This window comes from Mycoplasma phocoenae, assembly GCF_012934855.1.
GTDB classification, from domain to species: domain Bacteria; phylum Bacillota_I; class Bacilli_A; order Mycoplasmatales; family Metamycoplasmataceae; genus Metamycoplasma; species Metamycoplasma phocoenae.
Genome location: NZ_CP051481.1, coordinates 569974 through 586568, shown reverse-complemented (window position 1 = coordinate 586568; position 16595 = coordinate 569974). Strand labels below are relative to the sequence as shown.

Genomic DNA, 16595 nt, shown 5'->3' with positions numbered 1-16595 from the left:
TAAAAAAAACAATAATTCAAAAATATCCTTTTATATTGCGTAATATACATTTAGGACGAATTTGAATAAAACAAGTAAACATTCAGTATAAATTATGCTTTGAATAAATATAAATCGAAGTGAAAATCTAAAAGTTTTAAAATTAATTCTCCATAAATTCATGATATTCGTTTGGATACAATCAAGATAACCGTCTCACTATTTGATTAAAGCTTGATGTGTCAGAATAATTATCTTTTTGACCAATAAATGAATTTGATTCTGTGTCAAACAGCATAAAATCTGAACCATGTTCAATTCTATCCTTTTTAGTTATGGTATTGTTTTTTTGAGGTGATAAATATCCAGATGTTATTATACCTGCTAAATTACTTTCATAGTCATATACAGCAGAACCACTCGAACCCTGACCAGTATCAATCTCTATAGCTGTGAAACTCACACCTATTGAAGTAATACCGGAAAATTGAAATGGTTCTTTAGTTCCGACACTAATTGGATTACCAATTAAATATGATCTATATCTGCTTTTATCATCAGTTGGACTATCTTCATTTCATGAAGCAGCATTTGGGAAGGTATTTAAAAAATAATTTAAATTCGAGTATTTTCTAATATATTTATTGTATTTTGACAATTTCAACGGTTTTATTTTTTTTCAATCTAGCATAATATCGATTGCCTTTTTGTTATTTCCATCAATAATCTGATTGTTATATTCATATACTTGTTTATTTTCTTTGTACTGATGTTCAAAATTTTCAAATATAAATTTTAAATCTCATATTAAAATTGAAACATCGAAATTGAAATTTTTTCCAATTTTTTCATTTATTCTTGGGTTTCCTAAATTATCGTATTGTTTAAATAAATAAGGATTTAAATTTTTATATTTATCTTCTTTCCTGCTTGCTATAGTGTGAATTGTGTTTCAATTTCTAATCATTTGAAACTTGAAATCATTGTCCGTTAAATTGTTAAAAGCTTTTTTATTGAGAATAGGTACTAAATCATTATTGTGCTGTAAATCCGAATAAATAGGATATGTTTTATCATTTTTGTATTTTTCATCGCTCGGTAATATGGGAAAATATATTTTTTCAAAAGAATTATGTTTTATCGTGTAATAACCATTTTCAATTGATATGTCATTTTTGTCAATTTCATCAATAACGTGCACATTTGTAAAAATATAAAATCTATAGTCATTATCATCATTTGGTTTAACTTTTGCGAATACATTATATGTACCGCCGTGACCCTTTATTCAAAATGCTCGATTTTTTATTTCAGCATAATTTTTATAATTTGTTTCTTTTTCGCTTGTGATTCTAATTGAATTTTTCTGATTTTTAGGATTTATGAAATTGTTATATTTGTCATATCTACTAGTTAATTGATTTATATCTCCTTTTAAAAAAATAGAATTCGGTTCGTTATTTGTATTATTCAAGCTAATAAAATTAGGATCGTCGTTATCAATAAATTCAATATCATTTTTACCATTGTACACATAATTAAATACAAAATCATTTATATAAATACTTTGATTATTTGATAACAAATGATCTTTTACAAAATTAAATATTTTACTTTGACCTCTTGATTTAATTACGAACTTGATAATGTCATTGTTTAAGCTTGCGGTGAAATTGAAATCGCTAGCTATTTGATTTTTTAATTTCTCATTCAAATATACATTATTATTAAAGTATGAAAATTTAAAATCTAAATTTTCTATTTTTTTATTTTCAAACAATTCTTTAATTGGTATAGCAATCCCAACAGTAGAAGTTTGATTCATATATGGATAATAATCAGCAATTCTCATGAAATAATGATCAAGGTGTAATGATATATAAATTATTGAATCATCTAAATGATTTTTATAATTTTTAAACATATTCATATCAATGTCATAATATGCTGAAGAATTTTCTTCAATATGTACAAAAGATTTCATTATATTTCTTCTAGGTTGAATAACATGCATTTTTTCGCCATTTAAAAATTTATATTCTCTTGGTTTAGGTAGCGAAATACCATTCATTCATTTTTTCGTCTCTCTTGAAATAACCTCTAGATACAAATCTAGCAAATTTTTGGTATTAGTTCGATTTTGTTCTAAATTTTCGATTTCCTTATTGTTGAGTCAATTTTCAACCATTTTATCAGTAGGAACAATGTTTTGATCATTAAAAAAGTTGTTTAATTTTATTTTTTCATAATTTCTTTGTTGTATGAATGATTTCTTAAAATTATCATTAATTTTTATAATAATATTTTTTTTGTGAAGGGTATTTATGTCTAATACTTCAATTGAAGATAATGTATACTTTAATCCATCCAATAAATTATTTAATTCAAATTTATGTAATTTATCTCAAGGTATGTAAATAGATTTTGTGCTAAATTCCTTAAAATTTTTATTTGATGTATCAGGGAAATTTTTATTCATATCAACACTAAAATTAACTTTTATTAGTTTATTTTTCAAAATATTAAAATCATCATTTATATTTATTGCTGCAAATAATCTACCATCCTCATTTTTAGAAATGATAAATTTTGTTAAATTTAACATGTTTACCTGATTAATTTTTAAAACAAATTTATCTAAATAAGTTAAATTTGATTCTTCATCATCAATTGATAAATTTGTTATTATAAATTCATCTAGTTCTATGGGTAAAATCTTCTTAAGAAAAAATAATTGATTATTTATTATTTCTATCCCATTTTCAAATTTAGTATCAAATAATTTTGAATATTTATACTGATAATTTAATGATTTTAGTAAGAATTTTATTCTTTTATTTTCAATATTATTCGCGAAATTTATCACTATTTTATCGTTATCTTCTTCTATTGATAAAAAGTTATTTTTTATATCAGTTGCGTTATTGATTTGATTGATCAATTTAGAAATAATTTGATCTTCTCTTAAGCTTTTTAATTTTATTTTTGATTTTGTTTTGTCAGAATTATATACAACATCAATTAATTTACCATCAATTTTTTCGCCAACAAAATTCATTCTATACTCAAATTCTCCACTATCAATAGATTGATCACTATAGAATATTTTTTGAATTTTAGTTTTATTTTTTACAATAAAAACTCCATATAAATCATTTAAATTTCAACTTTTACCCACCCTGCCCGGTCACACTAACGTTAATTTACCATTTAAATTATTATTTTGATCAATATTAATTTCACTTATTTTATTACCTGATAAATCATATTCTCAAGCTTTTAAATCGTCATCGCCGTTATCATAAAAATGTACAAAAGCATTATCATTAAATGTTTTGATAATACTATTATTTTTTAATATATTAATAAGCAATACATTTTTATGTTCGTTCGGAATTAAAAATCCTATTTTACCGTCTACATTTGAGGTATTCAAAAGAAATTGACTGTTATTGTATTTATATCTTAATGTGTATTCATTATTTTTTTCGAGTGTTGAAAAAATAATAAAGAAATTACTATCTTTTCTCTTTACATCAATTAAATTAACATCAGTTATGTGATTTCATGAATCGTTTTTGTATTCGGTATTTTTGTTAATTCTTGAAAAGTATTGAGATCATTCATTTTTTGTTTTTAATGATTCAAAGTTAAACGAATTAGATATATTACTTGTATTGTGCACGTTAAATAAATCATAATATTCTTTAGAGTCGAATCTTTCCAAATAATTATAGTTTATTTGTTTATTAATATTCGAATTAATACTATCTGCTGGTAGAACAATATTGTTAGGTAATTCATCTTTTTCTTCTGCTTCTTTGTTTGTTGTATCAATAGTATTTAAATTATTTGTATCGTCTTGATTTTTGTTGTTTTTGTTTGTATTATTTGTGATTTTTGCTTTAGCATCTAATGTTGAATTAGTGCCGAAATATGTGCCGATAATTAAAAGTGAAAACACAAATAATAAAAGAAGGTACAGAATTAATTTCATTTTTTTTATTTTCATAACTAATTTATAACAAAAAATCCATTTTTTCATAATTATTTTGTTATAAATTAGATAAATTAATACTATTTAAATTTATTCATTTTCAACATTTATAAGATAAATAAAGTTTATAAGATAAAAAAAATGTAAAATCATTAAAAAATAAAGATAGTAATAATCAAATTAAAAATAATGATACATAAAATTCATAAGTGGGGGTTCAGTGAATATTTTTCGCAGCGATTTAATAATAAGCTGCAAAAAACATGAATGAAATTGTTTCTTTGTTAAAAAACAATCTCTTCAGGAGTTGAGAAAAAAGTTATATTTGCGCCCAAAACACATAGTTTGAATTATAATATTCGAAATATTAAAAAAAATTACCTCGCGACAAGAAAAAGTATTTCGATTGATATATTTAATCAGATAAATTAGATTATATGGCATATTTGCATTTCTTCTTAAACACCTGGAATTTTGCAAGCAAATGCCCGAAATTCTATTTGAAGGTTTTGAAAATCATTTTGAAATAAAAATATTATTGATGAAGCACATAAAAGATTTATTACTGTATTACTGATTTCACAGAATATTATTGACTTTCTCAGATATTGAATGATACTGAGATGTGGATGGTCGCAATGATCCAATTATTTATTAATCAATTATATATAAGAATAAATTATTTGATGATGACGACTTTAAAGATAAAATTAATATATTTTAAAATTAGTAGAAAATGAAACTGAAGCAATTATATTTATGAAAATTATCCATAATGCTTTGATTGAAAATGCAAAGTATAATTTTGGTAAATTAATAAGTTGTTTCACAGCTTATGGGTATAACCGGTAGTGCAACGTGTGTGGATATGTAAAAGTATATCAATACTCACTTAAGCTCGAGAGAATAGAATTAATGGGAATCACCTCGCCGCCAATTCTGGTGCCCCTGTTCCACATACGTTAAATTAGTGATATTATTTACTGAGGTTTCATTTGATACGATAAACCTTTATTGCAATAAATTTGATAAAAGAAAAATATACTAATTTCCACAGCCTAATAATAAATTTTTCCATAAACCTTATGATGATTGAGAGTTTTTTATGCAAATTTTAAATAAAATTGTTTAATAAACAACATCTTATAACCATATTAAATTGAATAAAAATAAAAACAACTTCAAAAATATATGTTAGTTGTTTTTACGATAATTATTTGAATTTTATGATGCTCATTAATGTAAATATTGGAAGCGCTCCAAAATTCATTTAAGCCTTGATAAACTTCAATCTTTGAATACACTAATTACTGATTTATATGAAATTACGATTAAACAAAAACAATAATTTAAATCATAAAATAATGCAACTTAATACGCTTGAATATATAAAACTTTTTTAAAAAATTTATTTTTTTATTTTAAATATCTTTTTAAGGTTGATTTGTGAATTGTGAAGGTTTTATTTACTGGTTTTATGCTCATTAATAGATTATTTAGTATAATAATAATGTTTTTTAAACAAAAAGGAAGTCAAATGAAAAAGAAAACTTTAATAAAATTAATAACATCAACAACTTTATCCGCTACATTAGCTGCGAATGCTTTAATGATTTCAAATTTAACTGATAAACATCAAGAAAACATTAATATAGAAATTATATCAACTGAGGTTGATGATATAAATAATATCTCAGATAAAGAAAAAAACGAAATCAAACAAAAAGTTAAAAAAGCAAATCAAAGATTTAATTTAACCAATAAAGAAATTGATGTTGCTAATGATGGAACTGTTACTATTAAACATCCAGATTATTTACAAACAGTTATTCCAGCAGATAAAACTGTAGTTCAAAAACGAAAATTAACTTTTAAAAACCCTGCGCCCGTTGTAGTTGCTAATGCTGCTGATTTAACTGCTGAAGAAGTAAAAGCTATTCAAACAGCTATTAACAAAGCCAACCCAACTATTGAATTAGATGACATTAAAGTTGATAAAGCTGAAGGTGTTGTTACTGTTAACGCAGCAAATGGAAAACAATTTACAATTCCAGTTGAAAAAGTGGTTGCTAGTTTACCAACTGTAACACCAGTTGCTAATGCTACTGATTTAACTGCTGAAGAAGTAAAAGCTATTCAAACAGCTATTAACAAAGCCAACCCAACTATTGAATTAGATGACATTAAAGTTGATAAAGCTGAAGGTGTTGTTACTGTTAACGCAGCAAATGGAAAACAATTTACAATTCCAGTTGAAAAAGCAACATATGTTCTTCCAGAATTAACACCAGTAGCAAATCTAACTGACATTCAAGATTCTGAAGAAGCTAAAATTATAGAATCTATTAAAAATGCCAATGCTTCTTTAAATCATCCAGATGTTCAAATTGCTGTTAATAAATCAATTGGAGAAGTTACTGTAACTCCAAGTACAGGTAAGAAATTTACAATTCCTGCTGAAAAAGTAGTTGCTAGTTTACCAACTGTAACACCAGTTGCTAATGCTGCTGATTTAACTGCTGAAGAAGTAAAAGCTATTCAAACAGCTATTAACAAAGCCAACCCAACTATTGAATTAGATGACATTAAAGTTGATAAAGCTAAAGGTGTTGTTACTGTTAACGCAGCAAATGGAAAACAATTTACAATTCCAGTTGAAAAAGCAACATATGTTCTTCCAGAATTAATACCAGTAGCAAATTTAACTGACATTCAAGATTCTGAAGAAGCTAAAATTATAGAATCTATTAAAAATGCCAATGCTTCTTTAAATCATCCAGATGTTCAAATTGCTGTTAATAAATCAACTGGAGAAGTTACTGTAACTCCAAGTGCAGGTAAGAAATTTACAATTCCTGCTGAAAAAGTAGTTGCTAGTTTACCAACTGTAACACCAGTTGCTAATGCTGCTGATTTAACTGCTGAAGAAGTAAAAGCTATTCAAACAGCTATTAACAAAGCCAACCCAACTATTGAATTAGATGACATTAAAGTTGATAAAGCTAAAGGTGTTGTTACTGTTAACGCAGCAAATGGAAAACAATTTACAATTCCAGTTGATAAAGCAACATACGTTCTTCCAGAATTAACACCAGTAGCAAATTCAACTGACATTCAAGATTCTGAAGAAGCTAAAATTAAAGAATCTATTAAAAATGCCAATGCTTCTTTAAATCTTTCAGATGATCAAATTATTGTTAATAAATCAACTGGAGAAGTTACTGTAACTCCAAGTGCAGGTAAGGAATTTGTAATTACTACTGATAAAGCAACATATGTTCTTCCAGAATTAACACCAGTATCAAATTCAACTGACATTCAAGATTCTGAAGTAGCTAAAATTAAAGAATCTATTAAAAATGCCAATGCTTCTTTAAATCTTTCAGATGATCAAATTATTGTTAATAAATCAACTGGAGAAGTTACTGTAACTCCAAGTGCAGGTAAGAAATTTGTAATTACTACTGATAAAGCGACATATGTTCTTCCAGAATTAACACCAGTAGCAAATTCAACTGACATTCAAGATTCTGAAGAAGCTAAAATGAAAGAATCTATTAAAAATGCCAATGCTTCTTTAAATCTTTCAGATGATCAAATTATTGTTAATAAATCAACTGGAGAAGTTACTGTAACTCCAAGTGCAGGTAAGAAATTTACAATTCCTGCTGAAAAAGTAGTTGCTAGTTTACCAACTGTAACACCAGTTGCTAATGCTGCTGATTTAACTGCTGAAGAAGTAAAAGCTATTCAAACAGCTATTAACAAAGCCAACCCAACTATTGAATTAGATGACATTAAAGTTGATAAAGCTAAAGGTGTTGTTACTGTTAACGCAGCAAATGGAAAACAATTTACAATTCCAGTTGAAAAAGCGACATATGTTCTTCCAGAATTAACACCAGTAGCAAATTCAACTGACATTCAAGATTCTGAAGTAGCTAAAATTAAAGAATCTATTAAAAATGCCAACGCTTCTTTAAATCTTTCAGATGATCAAATTATTGTTAATAAATCAACTGGAGAAGTTACTGTAACTCCAAGTGCAGGTAAGAAATTTGTAATTACTACTGATAAAGCGACATATGTTCTTCCAGAATTAACACCAGTAGCAAATTCAACTGACATTCAAGATTCTGAAGAAGCTAAAATGAAAGAATCTATTAAAAATGCCAATGCTTCTTTAAATCTTTCAGATGATCAAATTATTGTTAATAAATCAACTGGAGAAGTTACTGTAACTCCAAGTGCAGGTAAGAAATTTACAATTCCTGCTGAAAAAGTAGTTGCTAGTTTACCAACTGTAACACCAGTTGCTAATGCTGCTGATTTAACTGCTGAAGAAGTAAAAGCTATTCAAACAGCTATTAACAAAGCCAACCCAACTATTGAATTAGATGACATTAAAGTTGATAAAGCTGAAGGTGTTGTTACTGTTAACGCAGCAAATGGAAAACAATTTACAATTCCAGTTGATAAAGCAACATACGTTCTTCCAGAATTAACACCAGTAGCAAATTCAACTGACATTCAAGATTCTGAAGAATCTAAAATTATAGAATCTATTAAAAATGCCAATGCTTCTTTAAATCATCCAGATGTTCAAATTGCTGTTAATAAATCAACTGGAGAAGTTACTGTAACTCCAAGTGCAGGTAAGAAATTTGTAATTACTACTGATAAAGCAACATACGTTCTTCCAGAATTAACACCAGTAGCAAATTCAACTGACATTCAAGATTCTGAAGAAGCTAAAATTAAAGAATCTATTAAAAATGCCAATGCTTCTTTAAATCTTTCAGATGATCAAATTATTGTTAATAAATCAACTGGAGAAGTTACTGTAACTCCAAGTGCAGGTAAGAAATTTGTAATTACTACTGATAAAGCGACATATGTTCTTCCAGAATTAACACCAGTAGCAAATTCAACTGACATTCAAGATTCTGAAGAAGCTAAAATGAAAGAATCTATTAAAAATGCCAATGCTTCTTTAAATCTTTCAGATGATCAAATTATTGTTAATAAATCAATTGGAGAAGTTACTGTAACTCCAAGTACAGGTAAGAAATTTACAATTCCTGCTGAAAAAGTAGTTGCTAGTTTACCAACTGTAACACCAGTTGCTAATGCTGCTGATTTAACTGCTGAAGAAGTAAAAGCTATTCAAACAGCTATTAACAAAGCCAACCCAACTATTGAATTAGATGACATTAAAGTTGATAAAGCTGAAGGTGTTGTTACTGTTAACGCAGCAAATGGAAAACAATTTACAATTCCAGTTGATAAAGCAACATACGTTCTTCCAGAATTAACACCAGTAGCAAATTCAACTGACATTCAAGATTCTGAAGAAGCTAAAATTAAAGAATCTATTAAAAATGCCAATGCTTCTTTAAATCTTTCAGATGATCAAATTATTGTTAATAAATCAACTGGAGAAGTTACTGTAACTCCAAGTGCAGGTAAGAAATTTGTAATTACTACTGATAAAGCAACATATGTTCTTCCAGAATTAACACCAGTAGCAAATTCAACTGACATTCAAGATTCTGAAGTAGCTAAAATTAAAGAATCTATTAAAAATGCCAATGCTTCTTTAAATCTTTCAGATGATCAAATTATTGTTAATAAATCAACTGGAGAAGTTACTGTAACTCCAAGTGCAGGTAAGGAATTTGTAATTACTACTGATAAAGCAACATATGTTCTTCCAGAATTAACACCAGTATCAAATTCAACTGACATTCAAGATTCTGAAGTAGCTAAAATTAAAGAATCTATTAAAAATGCCAATGCTTCTTTAAATCTTTCAGATGATCAAATTATTGTTAATAAATCAACTGGAGAAGTTACTGTAACTCCAAGTGCAGGTAAGAAATTTGTAATTACTACTGATAAAGCAACATACGTTCTTCCAGAATTAACACCAGTAGCAAATTCAACTGACATTCAAGATTCTGAAGAAGCTAAAATTAAAGAATCTATTAAAAATGCCAATGCTTCTTTAAATCTTTCAGATGATCAAATTATTGTTAATAAATCAACTGGAGAAGTTACTGTAACTCCAAGTGCAGGTAAGAAATTTACAATTCCTGCTGATAAAGTAATCAAAAAACAAATCGCAATCTCATCAACAACGTTATCTGATTTAAAGAATCTTGAAGTTGTTCCTACATTACTTAATAACAACACACTGGCTTCTAAAGCAATAACTAGTGATTTTGAATTAAGTGTCAATGATGAGTCGGTTTTGCTTAAAAATATTAATATTATAAATAGGGATGATATTACTAAAACTATTGTGGCCAGCGTTGACATGGTAAAGGATGGTGTAACATTCACAAAACAAGTTACAATACCTGGATTTAAAACACTGCAAGAAATAGAATCTATTATTGAGCAAAAAACGCAAGAATATTTAACTAAAAGACAGGCAATAAAAAACAAGGAAAATGATCCAACATTAGAATATCCAGAAATTGAACCAGAAATTGAAGATACTATCAATATTAAGGATGATCTTATTAAAATAATCGAAAGAAATTTTGATGATGAAGCCCAAAAAGAAGCTAAAAAACAGGCTCTAAATGACCCTCAAAATGATATTGATTCAACATTAGAGGGAAAACTAAAAACATTAGATCAGGTCGGATGATATAGAATAGAGGAAGGCGGAGAGAAAATCCCTCTTACAACAATATATGATCTACCAGATAAACCTACTAAATCAGGCACCTTTCTAGCGAGAATTAAAGAAACAAAAAAAAGTGAAGAATTAAATATTGTAGAATATTTCTTTGGTTCAACATTAGGCGAAAGATATATGAAGCCTAATACACCCAAATTAAAAAAATTGACGCTACACAAGAATTACAAAGGCTTTTTTGTGAACATAGATGAAATAAATAAATCTCCTTGATATATGTCGCTGAAGCCCAACAGTCAAGGGATGATTGTATTCAATAATATCGTTCTAAAAAATATTAGCGCTACCGGTGACATTGTGCTGGGTGACGAAATTTTAGGAATAGGTTATGGAGCATTCAATGAAAAAGAAGGAAACGAGAACAATATTAATAACAAAATTACAAGTATAAGCGGCAATAATGTTACCGCTATCGGTGGAAAAGCATTTCAAAATGCACAAAAATTAACTACAATTAATTTTCCGAATGCTTCAATAATTAGGAATGATGCATTTAATGGAGCAAGTTCATTAGAATTTGTTAACATTAAAAATGTTAAATTTATTGCTGGAGACGCATTTAAAAATACCGGCGCTTTAAAAAGTACAGTCGTACCAGAAAAAATCGCCAATGACTCACTCCTTTGATTACCGAAAGTTACATCAATTGGTAATTCAGCATTTGAAAATTCTAGGGTAAAAAAAATATTGGCTAATAATTTAGAAGAAATAGGTACTCAGTCATTTTTAGAATCTGATGTAACTAAATTTACAGCCCCAAAATTATTTACAATGGGTAATCATGCATTTAAAGATGCAAAAAATCTTGAAAATATATCTATCCCTAGTGTAACTAAAATTGGTAAACAACCATTTGTTGGAATCATAGGTAAAAATACCCCTATAAAACATATGAAAATAAATAAACTTTTTGAGAGTGATAAAGAATTTACTAAAAAAAATTTACCTGCAATAAAAATCTGGGAGCATAATATATTATCAACAAGAGTCGAGTTTGTGGAACCAGAATTTATTAAACCAGAAAAAGAAAATGTGCAATAGAATGTGGTGTGATTAAATAATGTTTTCTTGTATACAAACAAGAAAAAGAATTTAAGTAAATAACTACATATGCAAAAATTTAATAATCTATTTTAGATGTGCACTAATAAGAATAATCGCCATTTTAAAATATGTATTAAAGTATATTAAATATATTTAAACAATAAATTTGACCTTCTCCTTCGATAGATGGAGTAGGTCTTTTTACAAAATAAATAATTTGTTAACTATTTACAATTTCACTTTTTATAATAATGTTGATTAATTAAATAATATAAGACCTAAATTAATTCAATATGAATTACTAAAATAAGGAATATCTTATAAAAACCAAACAATTAAAACAGCAAGATTTTGACAAAGAAAAATTCAAAAATTTACTCAACAAGGCAATAAACAATCCTCAAAACAAGTAAAAAATTCAAAAGCAACCTTGATAGTTGTTTTTTCTTTTATTCTTTATTATTGGAGGTTATCTCTTTTAAATTTGAGTTATTAAATATTTCTTATTATGAATTAACCCATTATGAGTCAATTCGCTTACGTAGAAGGATATTTTTTATTTTGTGGCAGTATCAAATTTGTTTTTTACTTATTAGCAATTATGTTTCTATTTAAAAAAAGCAGATTATTTTAACAATTCCAAAAACGCTCAGATAATTTTTATAATTTGTTTTTATTCACAAAATATCTTTAAATCTTTATATCCTAATTTATCCATTTTTTCGTACGGAACAAATAACAAAGCTGCTCTATTTACGCAATATCTTATGCCGCCATTTTTTTGAGTCTATTACTATATGTATGCCCGAAATGGATATTTCCAATTTTTGCCCTCCTTCAGTTATTTTTGTATTGTGTGAATCATCCTTTAAATATATGACATTTAATGCTTTAATACGTTTGGAAAAATTAGGTCATTCGCGTCAAGAATTAATTTTTTGTAGAAGCAAATAGCGGCTCGCCGCTAATTTTGAATATATGCAACTTTTCTGTTTTTTTGTTAAACAATACATTTTACTTATTTCATCTAAATCACCAATTTTATCGAAATTAGGAATATATGAAATAAACGGTTTATACGCTGCAGATAGATTTATATGCTAACATCCATTTATATTCTTATTTGATAATCTTGGTGGTAATTTTCTGCTTTTATGAAATGTTTCAATTGTTCAATTTCTACATAAAACTCGTTATATTTTTTTCTTATATTAATAACTTTATTGATAACTTCCTTACTAAGTTTATCCTCAAAATATATATCACAACAATATTGTATTCCTTCACAACCATCTTGTTTATATTTTGAAGTCGGATCACAATAATTCTTAAGAAATCAAGGATAATTTCTTCAATTGAAATTATAAAAGAATCAAAGATTAATTCTACAGCTTCTGCGTGTTGAGTGCTTTTTTATCAGTTTGTAATTTGTAGAATTGCATTTCCATTAACATAGGTAACTCTTGTTTTTAATATTTCAAATATATTTTTGAAATATGCTTGCACTCCTAAAAACAGCCTCCAGTTAAGTGAATTTTTTTGTCATTTTCATTTTACATCTTATTAACTCATTAAATTAATTTAATTATATGGGTAGTATAAAGTAACATTAAAATATTATTACTCACATCATTTAATTATATAAGATAAAAATCGAACACGTTTATTCTTATTCACGTGAAACAAATATTTTTATTTCGAAATAGTAATTTAATGACTTGAAGATACTAAAAAATAATATAGTACATAAATAAATTACAATCTATTGTTTTTTAAAAGATTCAAACTTTACTTTCTCTAAAAAAGAATGATTTCTAAACAAACAAAACAAGAAATTATCAATAAATTTAGTAAAAACGATAAAGATACAGATTCAGTTGTAGTTCAAATAGCATTATTAGCAGAAGATATTGAAGCTTAAAATTACATTTTCAAAAAATAAAAAGGATCCGTACTCAATGCGTGGATTATGGAAAAGTTAACCCCAAATCTTTATTAAATTACCTAAAAAATGATATTTACCACGAGTACATAAAAACCGTTCAGAATTAAACATCCATAAATAATCATTTTCTTAAAAACAACTTTGCGTAGTTTTTTATTATTAAATTTATATATATTTAAAATTTGTGTTATTATATAAAAGCATTAAGCAAAAAAGAAGATCTATTTCTCACCTAGTTCTATATAAGTTCGGGTCGCTACTATGTTTACATATTGTAGTTTTGAGAAGTGGATAAATACCACTTTTTTTATTTTAAAGGAGATACTTATTCAATCAAATAGTACCAAAAATTATCGTAATGATAGAAAACCAAAAAGCGAACATATTTTAAACCATGACATACCCTTTCCTAAAGTATTCGTAACTGATGAAGATGGTACAAAAATTGGTGTTCTATCAAAGGCGGAAGCTATTGAATTAGCTAAATCACAAAAAAAAGATTTAGTTTTAATATCAATGGTAGATAACAAACCAATTACAAGAATTTTAGATTATGGTAAGTTTAAATATAACCGTAAGAAAAAAGCTAAAGAAGCAAAAGAAAAACAATCTGTTACAGTAAACCGCGAAGTTCGTTTAACAGTAAATATCGGAGATCATGATTTAAATACAAAGGCAAGAAAAGCAAGAGAATTTATTTTAAATGGTGATCGTGTTAAGGTTTCACTAAAATTCCGCGGAAGAGAAATGATGAGACCTGAAATCGGTCAAGAAGTCATTCAAAAATTCTATGCATGTGTAGAAGATATTGCAAAAATTTCAAAAGAAGCGACATTGATTAATGATCGTTTCTTGGATATGTATTTAGAAAAAGATAAAAAGAAAGTGCAAATTTTAGAAAAACAAACAAAAGAACAAGGAGATAACGATGCCAAAAATGAAAACTAAAAGTGCGTTAACAAAACGTGTTAAAGTTACCGGTTCAGGTAAAATCAAACGTGGAAAAGCTTATCGTTCACACTTAGCTCAAAACAAATCAACAAAACAAAAAAGACAATCAAGAAAATCAGGACTAATGCACAGTTCAGATTACAAAAGATTTAAAGAATTAATTTAATTAGGAAGGATTTAATATGCGTGTAAAAGGCGGAACAGTCACTAGAGCAAGAAGAAGAAAATGATTAAAATTAGCTAAAGGTTACTGAGGACACAAATCAAGAGGATACAAAGTTGCTAAACAAGCAGTAGTTAAATCTTGAACCTATGCATTCAGAGATAGAAAACAAATTAAACGTGAATTCAGAAAATTATGAATCGCTCGTATCAATGCGGCGTCAAGACCATTAGGAATTTCATACTCACGTTTAATCGATGGACTTAAAAAAGCAAACGTTCAAATTAACCGTAAAATGTTATCAGAACTAGCTATCAATCATTCAGCAACATTTGAACAAATCGTTGCTAAAGCAAAAGAAGCTCTAAAATAGACATTTTCGTAAATCAAGCAATCTTGCTTGATTTTTTATTATAATATTTGTACAAAAAAATGGGGATGTAATGGCTTCGACAGGCATTGGCAGCTCAACAGTGCAGTAGTGTGGCAGACTATAATTGCTACTAGGCTTTCGAATAAACGGAAACTCTAAAAAAGAAGAACTAAGTGTTTCACCACTTATGTTCAATAATCAATCAAACCTATTATTCGCTTAATTAAAAGCATATAGTCGTCTTCAATAGCCCGATATTGAATGTACGTTGTAAGGGATAGATAATTAAAAATTGACACTATTTTAATTATTGAAATAACAGTGTCCTCATAAACTTATTTTTTGTTTATTAGTAACTTATGAAAATTAAAATAAACTAAACTGTAGTACTTAAGAGTGTGTTGGTGTGTGGACCGGGGTTCAATTCCCCGCATCTCCACCATTTTTTTATAAAAAAACCAGTACATTTAAGTACGGTTTTTATTCTATAACATTAGAAGTATTTTTCAGGGTGTTCTTTTTGCATTTTTGCAATGAAGTCCTTTTTATCCATAGAACCATATTTATTCATTAGCTCAACGCATTCATTATATTCTGCTTCAGCTCATTTGACATCTTCAAATCCTTCAACTGAAGTAATTCCTTCGCGTTTAAAGTTTTTGTATGTACTGAAAAAGTTTTTAACGCTTTGTAGTCACATTTGATCTAAGTGTGATAATTCAGTAATGTGATCTAAACGATAGTCATCAGCGTGAACGGCAATTAGTTTAGTATCTGTTTCACCATCATCAATCATCTTCATAGCCCCGACAACTCTGGCTTCTAGAGCTGTTCCTGGCATAAATTTTTCTGATGAGTACACAAGCACATCTAATTCATCTCCGTCTCAGTCAAGAGCTTCTGCTAAGTAACCATAGTTGGCTGGATATTTAAAATCACCTCTTAAAATACGATCTACTAATATTTTTCCGCTTTTACGATCGTATTCGTATTTGATTCTACTTCCTTTTGTTATTTCGATGTTTACTGTAATATTTTTCATATTGTAATTTTATTACATAAACATAATTTTCAACTAAAAAAAACTGTGTAATAATAAAAAAAACTCACCGAAGTGAGTTTATCATTGAGAAATATGAATTATGCTTGTGTTAATGCGTTTTTCGCAACAAAAGCATCCAAACGAGAAGCTTTACGTGCACCGTTGTTTTTATGTAAAACACCTTTTGCAACTGCTTTATCGATTTCATGGTGTGCGTCTTGAACTAATTTAACTAATTGTTCGTCGTTTTTCATAGCAGCTAATTTAACTTTTTTGATAGCTGTACGTACACGTGATTTAATAGCAGCGTTTCTAACTCTTGCTTTTTCGTTTGTTGTTATTGATTTTTGTTTAGATTTAATGTTTGCCATATTTTCTCCTCGTTTGTTTGT

The 16595-nt window shown here is 27.3% G+C and carries 9 protein-coding genes and 1 other RNA gene; 6 read left to right on the top strand and 4 right to left on the bottom strand.

The annotated features are described in order from the left end of the window. Nucleotides 1-142: 142 nt before the first annotated feature. Nucleotides 143-3991, bottom strand: a complete 3849-nt coding sequence (locus tag HGG69_RS02550; RefSeq protein ID WP_169605222.1) for a hypothetical protein — start codon at nt 3989-3991, stop codon at nt 143-145. Nucleotides 3992-4460: 469 nt separating this feature from the next. Between HGG69_RS02550 and HGG69_RS02545 the strand changes: the two genes are divergently transcribed. Next, complete coding sequence (locus tag HGG69_RS02545) at nt 4461-4634, top strand: hypothetical protein (RefSeq protein WP_169605221.1); 174 nt, start codon at nt 4461-4463, stop codon at nt 4632-4634. An 879-nt stretch (nt 4635-5513) separates the two neighbouring features. After that, a complete protein-coding gene (locus tag HGG69_RS02540; protein WP_169605220.1) occupies nt 5514-11726 on the top strand; it encodes a leucine-rich repeat protein in 6213 nt (2070 codons plus the stop codon). Nucleotides 11727-12840: 1114 nt separating this feature from the next. Here the strand turns inward: HGG69_RS02540 and HGG69_RS03205 are convergent. After that, a complete protein-coding gene (locus HGG69_RS03205) occupies nt 12841-13113 on the bottom strand; it encodes a peptide-methionine (S)-S-oxide reductase (protein WP_419538372.1) in 273 nt (90 codons plus the stop codon). An 822-nt stretch (nt 13114-13935) separates the two neighbouring features. Between HGG69_RS03205 and infC the strand changes: the two genes are divergently transcribed. The 4 genes from infC to ssrA all read left to right on the top strand — a co-directional run bounded on the left by infC (nt 13936) and on the right by ssrA (nt 15603). Next, a complete protein-coding gene (gene infC, locus HGG69_RS02525) occupies nt 13936-14622 on the top strand; it encodes a translation initiation factor IF-3 (protein WP_336508882.1) in 687 nt (228 codons plus the stop codon). Beyond that, nucleotides 14612-14791 carry a 50S ribosomal protein L35 gene (gene rpmI / locus HGG69_RS02520; RefSeq protein WP_419538361.1) on the top strand — a complete coding sequence of 60 codons (180 nt, stop codon included), beginning with the start codon at nt 14612-14614 and terminating at the stop codon, nt 14789-14791. Before infC ends, rpmI begins: the two co-directional genes overlap by 11 nt. Nucleotides 14792-14807: 16 nt before the next feature. Continuing rightward, the gene (rplT, locus tag HGG69_RS02515; protein WP_169605218.1) at nt 14808-15161 is read left to right on the top strand and encodes a 50S ribosomal protein L20; all 354 of its coding nucleotides are present in this window, start codon (nt 14808-14810) and stop codon (nt 15159-15161) included. 61 nt (nt 15162-15222) lie between these two features. Next, nucleotides 15223-15603, top strand: a transfer-messenger RNA (tmRNA) gene (gene ssrA / locus HGG69_RS02510). 51 nt (nt 15604-15654) lie between these two features. Here ssrA and HGG69_RS02505 read toward each other — a convergent pair. After that, nucleotides 15655-16203, bottom strand: a complete 549-nt coding sequence (locus HGG69_RS02505; RefSeq protein WP_169605217.1) for an inorganic diphosphatase — start codon at nt 16201-16203, stop codon at nt 15655-15657. Nucleotides 16204-16301: 98 nt separating this feature from the next. After that, nucleotides 16302-16574, bottom strand: coding sequence for a 30S ribosomal protein S20 (gene rpsT, locus HGG69_RS02500; protein WP_169605216.1), 273 nt, complete (start codon nt 16572-16574; stop codon nt 16302-16304). Nucleotides 16575-16595 lie beyond the last annotated feature (21 nt).